This is a genomic window from Lancefieldella parvula, from assembly GCF_963530955.1.
GTDB classification, from domain to species: Bacteria; Actinomycetota; Coriobacteriia; order Coriobacteriales; family Atopobiaceae; genus Lancefieldella; species Lancefieldella parvula_A.
Genome location: NZ_CAUSFQ010000062.1, coordinates 1 through 8,362, shown reverse-complemented (window position 1 = coordinate 8,362; position 8,362 = coordinate 1). Strand labels below are relative to the sequence as shown.

Sequence of the window (8,362 nt, the reverse complement as noted above, 5' to 3'; positions counted from 1 at the left end):
ATTTGGTGCAATTCTACGCATGAGAAATCTATTGTCTGCATTTGATGAATTTTCAGGTAAAGAGATGATTTCTGAACGTGATTTACAGGATTATCTCGGCAGGTATCAAGATTTGCGTGATGAATGGAACGAAAGACGCAAACATGGTGAAAGCACAGATATTATAGATGATATTGTCTTTGAAGTTTAACTTATTAAGCAGATAGAAATCAATATCGACTATATCCTTATGCTCGTTAAGAAGTATCATGATAGCCATTGCGAAGATAAAGAAGTACTTGTCACAATCAAAAAGGCTATTGATGCCAGTCCGGAGCTTCGTAGCAAGAAAGCACTTATTGAAACCTTTATTTCTGGTATTAATGATGTTGAAGATGTTATGACTGAATGGCACAATTATGTAGCTAAAAAACGAGAAGAAGAACTTGTTCAGATTATTAAGGAAGAAAAACTTAAAGAGCTTGAAACAAGGAAGTTCATTGAGACTGCCTTTTGTGATGGTGAAATCAAAACAACAGGTACGGATATAGATAAGCTAATGCCCCCTATATCTCGTTTCGGTGGTGGCAACAGAACTACTAAGAAGCAGGGTGTCATTGATAAGCTGAAATCATTCTTTGAGAAGTTCTTTGGTGTTGGTGGTTCATTTACCACTTATGAACCGAATACGGTGAATTAAGCTGATGTTGTTTCAAATGAGTCATTGCTGATGGTAGTTGAAGATACAGCAACTTATGATTAGCTCACATACTTTTTGGTATGCGATATAACTAGGCACAAGAAAGCGACCACACAGGAGTATTTCTACTTTTGTGTGGTCGTTTCTTCTTTTGTACCGTTTAAAGGCTCAGTTAAACTTGATTTCTATAAATCCCTGACTGAACGCTTCTTCGGTCGCTGTTTTTTCTTGCATAAAAATACCGTATGGGGGTATACTGTTTATAGTACTTAATACCCCCTATGGGTATACAAAGGAGGACAGATGGCTCAGAAAGACAGCCAACCACAGGAAACTTGTTGTCATTGTGATCACAAGGCTACTCCTCGCTCAAATGAGCTTAAAAGTGGAGTTTCTCGCCGTATTAACCGTGCAATCGGCCAGTTAAATGGCATTAAAACAATGATCGATGAGGATCGTTATTGCGGAGACGTCCTTATTCAGCTTGCAGCAGTTGAGTCTGCGGTTAAGGCCATCTCAAGAGAAGTAATGCAGGATCACCTGGAGTCTTGCGTGGTTGACCGCATCCAGTCGGGTGATACAGATGTTATTGATGAGGTCATGGACCTCTTTAAGCGTTTTATGTAAGGTGGCGTTATGGATCAGAAAGTTTTTGATGTACAAGGAATGACGTGTGCAAGTTGTTCTGCGCACGTAGAGAAGGCGGCAAACTCTGTTTCTGGTGTCTCTGAGGCTCGCGTTAATCTGCTTAAGAATTCTATGGAAGTTGATTACGACGGTAATCCAGATACCCTCAAGCAGATTTCTGACGCAGTAAGCAAAGCAGGCTATGAGGCAACACCTCGTAGCGACAAAAAAGATTCTGCTGCAACTACTAAGGCAGATGCTACCGATGCTTCAGAAAAGGCGGTAAAGCAAAAGAGGATTGAACTTATCTCCTCAATGGCGTTTGCCATTCCACTGTTCTATCTTGCCATGGGTGAGATGATGGGAGCACCTGTTCCGCCTGCTGTTTCTGGTATGAATGGCATGATGAACTTGGCTCTTACCGAGCTTTTGCTTTGCATTCCTATTCTGTTTATTTGTCGCCACTATTTTGTTGGTGGATTCCGCTCATTGCTGCATGGCACTCCTCATATGGATTCGCTCATTGCGCTGGGTTCAGCAGCGTCGTTTGCCTACAGCGTTGTCAGTCTGTATCAAATGGCAAACGCTTTTGTCGCAGGAGATGTGACTGCAGCTCACCAGGCAATGCATGGCATGTACTTTGAGTCCGCTGGTTTGATTCTTGCTCTGATTACCTTGGGTAAGTTCTTTGAGGCTCGCGCAAAAGGTCATACCACAGGTGCAATTAACGCACTTATGAACCTTGCCCCAAAGACTGCTATTCTCGTCAAAGACGGTGTTGAACAAGAAGTTCCTGCAGATACCGTTGTGGTTGGAGACGTGCTTGTGGTAAGGGCTGGTCAGTCAATTCCTGTTGATGGCCAGCTCATCGAGGGAGAAGGATCTGTCGATGAGTCCGCGATTACCGGAGAGCCCGTTCCTGTAAGTAAGACCGTTGGCGATTCCGTGACAGGTGCTACGGTATCTACCGGCGGCTGGTTTAAGATGCGTGCCACCGCTGTTGGCGATGACACTACACTTGCAGGCATTATCCGCCTGGTTGACGAGGCAACAAGCTCCAAAGCGCCTATTGAGCGTCTTGCTGACAGCATTGCTGGCATCTTTGTACCTGTTGTCATTGGAATTGCATTGGTAACGTTTGCAGCATGGTTTGTCTTTGTAGCTCCTGGTGACTTTGCGGTTGCTCTTTCGCACGCTGTTGCTGTTCTGGTTATTTCCTGCCCTTGTGCACTTGGCCTGGCAACGCCTACCGCCATTATGGTGGGCACCGGCCTGGGCGCTTCAAATGGTATTTTGGTCAAGTCCGCCGAGGCGCTTGAGGGCGCAGTCCGAGCAACCGTGGTTGTTCTTGATAAGACCGGAACGCTCACTGAGGGCAAGCCGAGCGTAACTGACGTACTTTGTGCAGGTGGAACTTCCGAGCACCAGCTACTTGAGTATGCATATGCGCTTGAGCAAAAGAGCGAACATCCACTTGCGCAGGCAATTGTTACGTACGCTCAAGAGAAGCTAGGAGAGTCTGCAGGCAGCTCTCTTGATGTACAGGAGTTCTCGCAAGTTGCTGGCGGAGGCCTTTCAGCAAAGGTTAACGAAAAACGCCTTGTAGCAGGAAACGCTCGTCTTATGGAACAGGAGGGCATCAGCACACAAGAGCTGACTTCCCAGGCTCAGCAGCTAGCTGAACAGGCAAAAACACCGCTGTACTTTGCACTTGAGGGTAAGCTCCTTGGTGTCATTGCTGTAGCCGACAAGGTTAAGCAAACTAGCGCATCTACCATTGCTCGTCTTCGTGCTATGGGCGTTAAGTCTGTCATGCTTACCGGAGATCAGGCAACAACGGCAAACGTCATTGGTAAAGAGCTTGGTGTTGATCAGGTAATCTCTGACGTCTTGCCAAGCCAAAAAGAGTCCTACATTAGGCAGTTCCAGGACGCTGGAGAAAACGTTGTCATGGTTGGCGATGGCATCAACGATGCTCCAGCACTCGCTCGAGCAAACGTGGGAATTGCAATTGGTGCAGGTACCGATGTTGCTATTGAGTCCGCTGACATTGTCTTGATGAAGTCTGATCCAGCTGATGTTGCAACTTCAATTGAGCTTTCTCGTGCCACTATGACCAACATCAAAGAAAACCTGTTCTGGGCACTGTTCTATAACACCATTTGTATCCCTGTAGCTATGGGCCTGTTGTATCCATTTGGTATTTCACTGAACCCTATGATTGGTGCAGCCGCCATGGGCTTCTCGTCAGTCTTTGTTGTATGCAATGCACTGCGCCTGCGTACCTGGAAGCCAAAGAATACCAGCTCAGCAACTCGCCAAGACGCTCATGACACAAAACCAGTCATTGACGTTCAAACTAAGTCCACAAACGACGCATCCGCGTCACAGAAGGAGGAATCTTATATGGAGAAGAAACTAAACGTAGAGGGCATGTCTTGCCAGCACTGTGTTGCACACGTCACACAGGCTCTTGAGGCTGTCGAGGGTGTCTCTAAGGCAACCGTTTCACTTGACGAGAAGAGCGCTGTAGTTGAGCTCTCTTCTGATGTCGCTGATAGCGCATTGGTTGACGCTGTTGTTCAGGCAGGATATGAGGCTACTGTTGCCTAAGGTAGGCTAGTAGACGGTCCTTCTCGCTAGAATCGCCAAATACCGCACGTGCAGCATTTTCAGCAAGCTCACGTGCGGTATTTTTGTCTAGACCGCAGTGCTGCTGCAAAAGCTCAAACTCGCGCGAGAGGGTAGTGTTGGAGACGGTCATGTTGTCTGTATTGATAGTAACCGTCAGGCCAGCATCAAGCAGTTGCTCAAGAGGGAAGCGCTCTATTGACTCAAAGATACGCGTCTGAAGGTTGCTGGTAGGGCAAATCTCAAGCGCAACATTTGCAGCTTTAAGGTCCTGGATAACGCCTGTGTCCTCCAAAGAGCGAACACCGTGGCCAATACGTTGTGCGCCAAGTCGAAGTGCAGCCTTGATGCTTTCTGGGCCAGCTGCTTCTCCCGCGTGGATAGTAAAAGGAACGTCTTTTCTTTGTGCTTCAGCAAAAAGTGACGAGAAAATCTCTGTGGCAAAGAGCGCTTCTGCTCCTGCTAAGTCTGCTGCTACGACGCCATTTCCAAGGTACGCTGCCGCTAGATCAATTGACTCTTCATTTTTGTGCTTAAGCTCTTTACCTGTGCCACGCATAGCGCAAATAATGTATGCCGTGTGGAGCTCTGACTGTGGATGCTCTGCATAGAAGTCAGCTCTACCAGCAAGAGCAGCCTTAAGAACTTCTTGCTGAGAAAGACCTTCTGCAGTAAGGCTTCCTAGTGCAAAGCGGGGTTCAGCATAGAGAATGCCCTCTGCGTCAAGTTGCTCGTGAAATGCCTTTGCAACCGTACGAATGCCCTGTGCTGACTGCATAAGCTTGAGCGGCAGCTCAAATGTAGCAAGATACTGGTTAAGATCCTGGCAATGAGCTGGGACTTGCATCTTTTCTTGAAGCTCAGCCAAAGAGAAATCAAGCCCCTCTTCTGCTGCAAGTTGAACTGCGGCAGGAAGTGGGATTGATCCATCAAGATGAACATGCAAATCGATAAGAGCACAAGAGCTCATGGCGCCTCCTACAAGAAACGTATGCTATGGCGCAAAGAGCGCAAACTAGATAGCTACATCATACGGTAGGGAAGTGGCGTTTTCCAAATCGTTTGCAAGTTTTTCAAACTGGTATCCATTGACGCGCTCAAGCAGACGTACTTCATCAGGCAAAACGTCATAGTGAATCTGAGAGCAAATAGCGCAGGCAATAGATCCAATGGTATCTGTATCTCCACCCATCTCTGCAGCTATTCTCGCTGCTTTAGAGACTTTTCCTTGTGAGAGCTTTACCACTGCAAGAACTGCAGGGATGGTCTCTATGGTTTCGTAACCACAGCCACAGTAGTCGTAGATGTCTCTTGATGCCGCTAGAGGAGCCTCAAGGTTTTTGGCACCCTCGCAGAACTCCAGCGCCATGATGCACTTCTGGTACATGCTAGGCATAGGCATTTGTGTACCAATTTTTGTGTAGAGAGCTCGGTGTCCATAGCTTAAAGCAGTTTCAAGAGCGTCCTCTACCGTAAACGAGTTTTCAGAAAGACCTCTGCTTATGGCGGCAACAATCATTGATGCACCCATGATAGCTACGTTGGTTCCGTGCGTGGGAAGTGCAAGCTCAGTAACGCTGTTAATGAGCGCATGTTTGTCTTTCCAACTAACAATTGAAGCCATTGGCGCACATTTCATGGCGCATCCGTTAGTGGTTCCAAGGCGACCGCATGTTTTAAGCGAGTGGCCAGAAAGTCGATTGGCTAACGCAGCTCTTGTAGAAGGGCCAACTACCTGGGCAGCGTTTGGCTCTGTTGCCACATAATTTTCTAGTGCGTCAAAGTAGCTCGACTGGTTAAAAATCCCCTGATTATCAATAATATTTTTAGTCAGAATGATTGCGTTTGCGGTGTCATCTGTGGTTTGACCTGCGGTAAAAGGTCTTCCAAAGAAGTCATTTTTTGGAGGACTTGAAAGACTCTGAACTCCATCAGGAAACGCAAAATCAATTTGGTGTGGTGACATCATCTCTGTTGGCATGCCATAGGCGTCGCCATAGGCAAGAGCCGTAAGCATCCTATAGAGTTTGATTTTTCTTGCCGTATTCATGTTACTCACGCTTCTTCATGCGAGAAGAACGTGATGTTTTGGCTCTGCAGAGACTATTTTTACCTGCAGAGATAAGCTTCTCATAGCAGCATGCCATGATTGCTCCCCTCAATTAGATATTCTCTGTCTTTGCAGGTTTTTTCTTTGCTGGCCGTAAGGAATATCTCACTCCTTAGATCCTTACTTTCCCAGCTTGTAGTCGCAATACAAGCTAGATGGCTCAGACAGAAAATATCTCCCCCAAGTGTGTTTAAAGATATCAAATATTTAAGTATTGCTACAGGGGGTAGGCCTCATTATTCGGTAGGCGGTAGCTGAAGAGAGTTTAGAGGTAACTTGCTCACAATAGTGACTACATGCTGTTTTATATTCTCTCTAACGCACTGTGCCATTGCTGGGTAAAATGGACGGTAGCAAACTGAAAGGAATGGACATGCCCGCAATTTTGACTCATGACTTCTTTGGTAAAGATGCCTTTGATATAGCTGCAGGCAAACTTGGTTTCTCCACAATGGAGGAGCGAGAAGCTTTTCTCCTGGGCAATCAAGGTCCAGATCCGCTGTTTTATTTAGCAGCAGATCCGCTGCTGCATCGCTACGCTAAATATGCGTCGATCATGCATAAAGAGAAAACGCCTGAACTTCTTCTTTCTATGCGAGACGCAATTGCGCCTCTGCCACTTAAAGATGTTGCGGTTGCTCGCGCTTATATTGCGGGATTTCTCTGCCACTATATGCTTGATTCCACTGCTCATCCTTTTGTCTATTACTGGCAAAACATGCTTATCTCTCAAGGCGTAGAGGGCTTGGATGAATCTGCTAAAAATCAAGTACATGCAGAAATCGAGAAGGACCTTGATGAAGCAATTCTTTACGCTCACCTTGGTAAAACGGTAGCTACCTATAGACCTTATAGCGAGGTTTTGAAGGCATCGCTGCATACGCTTTACGTTTTGGATAGAGTATTTTTCTTTGCGTTGCTATGGACGTATGAAAAACCTACCGATACCAGGATTTTCTCGTCAGCTGCTGTTGATTTTAGGATTATCCAACATCTAGCATATTCGCCAACAGGTAAGAAGAGAAAGCTACTTGGTCATCTTGAGCGTACCTTTGGTACAAATAGGTTCTCTTTGATTGAGGCACTCTCTCACGGGGCAAGAGAATCCTCTGATTCTGATTTTGATAACAGGGCGGGAAATGAGTGGACTGATCCTTTCACGGGAGAGATTCGCAAAGAGAGCTTCTGGGATTTGTATGACCATGCGCTGGCAAATGTGCCGTATGCACTTGACGTTTTCTTCTCGCCAGACTTTAATCTTGATACTGCAAAAGAGCTTACGCAAAATCTGAACTTTGATGGTCAGACGCTTGCAGATGAAGGTTCGACAGAATAGGTTTTTGTGGCAACGTACGTTTTTTCTGATATTCACGGTCATGTGGAGCCGCTTAGGCGTGCTCTAGAGCGTATTAATCCAACCGAGTCAGACGTGTTCTATTGTCTTGGTGACATGATTGATCGTGGTCCTAGCTCGCTTGCCACTATTAAGACAATTCGCGAGCTTCCTAACTGTACGGTCTTAATGGGCAATCATGAGCAGCTTGCGCTGCAAGCGTTGGACCCAGAAGCCGATATTGAAGCTCAGTTCATGTGGCAGATTAACGGGGGAGACGCAACACTTGCTGAGCTCAAGACGCTTTCTGAAGAAGAATATGGTGAGCTGATTGACTGGTTGCAGGCGCTTCCTTTGTACGCCACCGTTGAGGTCCAAGGCAGAGATTTTGTTCTGGTTCATGCGGGCGTAAGGTCTAACGGTGTTCCCTTGCCAACCGCCTGGGATAAGGCTTCTTTGGAGCAGTACTTAAGTAAGCAGTCTGAAAACGATCTTTTGTGGATTCGTGAAGAGTTCTGGCAATATCCTACGGATTTCCGCACGTCAGAAGCAGCGTATCCTATTGTAATTTGTGGCCATACACCCACTCCTTTGTTAGCAAGTTTTGGTGCAAAAAACTTGAACCGCAGTGCCACCACTCCTGATGGCCTTGCGCAATGGGTCCAGTCAGATGGCGATAAGTGGGGAATTGACACAGGCACTACAGGTGGAGCCGGCTACGGCCAAGTAACTGTGCTGCGCCTTGATGATTTGCAGGAGTTTGTTGAGCCGCTGCAAGAAGGTGAGTAGCTGTGGCTGCAAAGATGCCACAGCCTGCCGGCGATAGTACAAAAACAGTGCTTGCGCATGTAGAGAACACGCTTGACCCCATCATCTTCCCTGACTCTCGCGTGCTGCTTTTGGGATCCATGCCTAGTCCCAAGTCTCGAGAAATTGGCTTTTACTTTGGTAATCCTCAGAATAGATTCTGGCGCGTAGTTGC

At 46.7% G+C, this 8,362-nt stretch carries 6 protein-coding genes and 2 pseudogenes; 6 read left to right on the top strand and 2 right to left on the bottom strand.

The window, feature by feature from the left end:
• The first annotated feature begins 19 nt into the window (after window positions 1–19).
• From RWJ43_RS04955 to RWJ43_RS04945, 3 genes and pseudogenes are all read left to right on the top strand, one after another.
• Window positions 20–679, top strand: a pseudogene (locus RWJ43_RS04955) (hypothetical protein).
• 303 nt (window positions 680–982) lie between these two features.
• A complete protein-coding gene (locus RWJ43_RS04950; RefSeq protein WP_314008509.1) occupies window positions 983–1,306 on the top strand; it encodes a metal-sensing transcriptional repressor in 324 nt (107 codons plus the stop codon).
• 9 nt (window positions 1,307–1,315) lie between these two features.
• Complete coding sequence (locus tag RWJ43_RS04945) at window positions 1,316–3,919, top strand: heavy metal translocating P-type ATPase (protein WP_314008506.1); 2,604 nt, start codon at window positions 1,316–1,318, stop codon at window positions 3,917–3,919.
• Here the strand turns inward: RWJ43_RS04945 and add are convergent.
• On the bottom strand, window positions 3,906–4,907 hold the full coding sequence (add, locus tag RWJ43_RS04940; protein ID WP_314008504.1) for an adenosine deaminase: 1,002 nt from the start codon (window positions 4,905–4,907) through the stop codon (window positions 3,906–3,908). The two genes, RWJ43_RS04945 and add, sit on opposite strands and share 14 nt — an antisense overlap.
• Before the next feature lie 45 nt (window positions 4,908–4,952).
• A complete protein-coding gene (locus tag RWJ43_RS04935; RefSeq protein WP_314008502.1) occupies window positions 4,953–5,987 on the bottom strand; it encodes an ADP-ribosylglycohydrolase family protein in 1,035 nt (344 codons plus the stop codon).
• Window positions 5,988–6,420: 433 nt separating this feature from the next.
• Here RWJ43_RS04935 and RWJ43_RS04930 point away from each other — a divergent pair, with 433 nt between their 5' ends.
• The 3 genes and pseudogenes from RWJ43_RS04930 to RWJ43_RS04920 form a co-directional block, all read left to right on the top strand.
• On the top strand, window positions 6,421–7,383 hold the full coding sequence (locus tag RWJ43_RS04930; RefSeq protein ID WP_035427990.1) for a zinc dependent phospholipase C family protein: 963 nt from the start codon (window positions 6,421–6,423) through the stop codon (window positions 7,381–7,383).
• A 6-nt stretch (window positions 7,384–7,389) separates the two neighbouring features.
• Window positions 7,390–8,169 carry a metallophosphoesterase family protein gene (locus tag RWJ43_RS04925; RefSeq protein WP_314008499.1) on the top strand — a complete coding sequence of 260 codons (780 nt, stop codon included), beginning with the start codon at window positions 7,390–7,392 and terminating at the stop codon, window positions 8,167–8,169.
• A gap of 2 nt (window positions 8,170–8,171) precedes the next feature.
• Window positions 8,172–8,362: pseudogene (locus RWJ43_RS04920) on the top strand (DNA-deoxyinosine glycosylase); the annotation flags it as partial.

Excerpts from the sequence above, each read along its gene's own strand:
- RWJ43_RS04945 (WP_314008506.1), top strand. The coding sequence starts at position 1,316 with ATGGATCAGAAAGTTTTTGATGTACAAGGAATGACGTGTGCAAGTTGT.
- RWJ43_RS04950 (WP_314008509.1), top strand. The coding sequence starts at position 983 with ATGGCTCAGAAAGACAGCCAACCACAGGAAACTTGTTGTCATTGTGAT.
- RWJ43_RS04930 (WP_035427990.1), top strand. The coding sequence starts at position 6,421 with ATGCCCGCAATTTTGACTCATGACTTCTTTGGTAAAGATGCCTTTGAT.
- RWJ43_RS04935 (WP_314008502.1), bottom strand. The coding sequence starts at position 5,987 with ATGAATACGGCAAGAAAAATCAAACTCTATAGGATGCTTACGGCTCTT.
- add (WP_314008504.1), bottom strand. The coding sequence starts at position 4,907 with ATGAGCTCTTGTGCTCTTATCGATTTGCATGTTCATCTTGATGGATCA.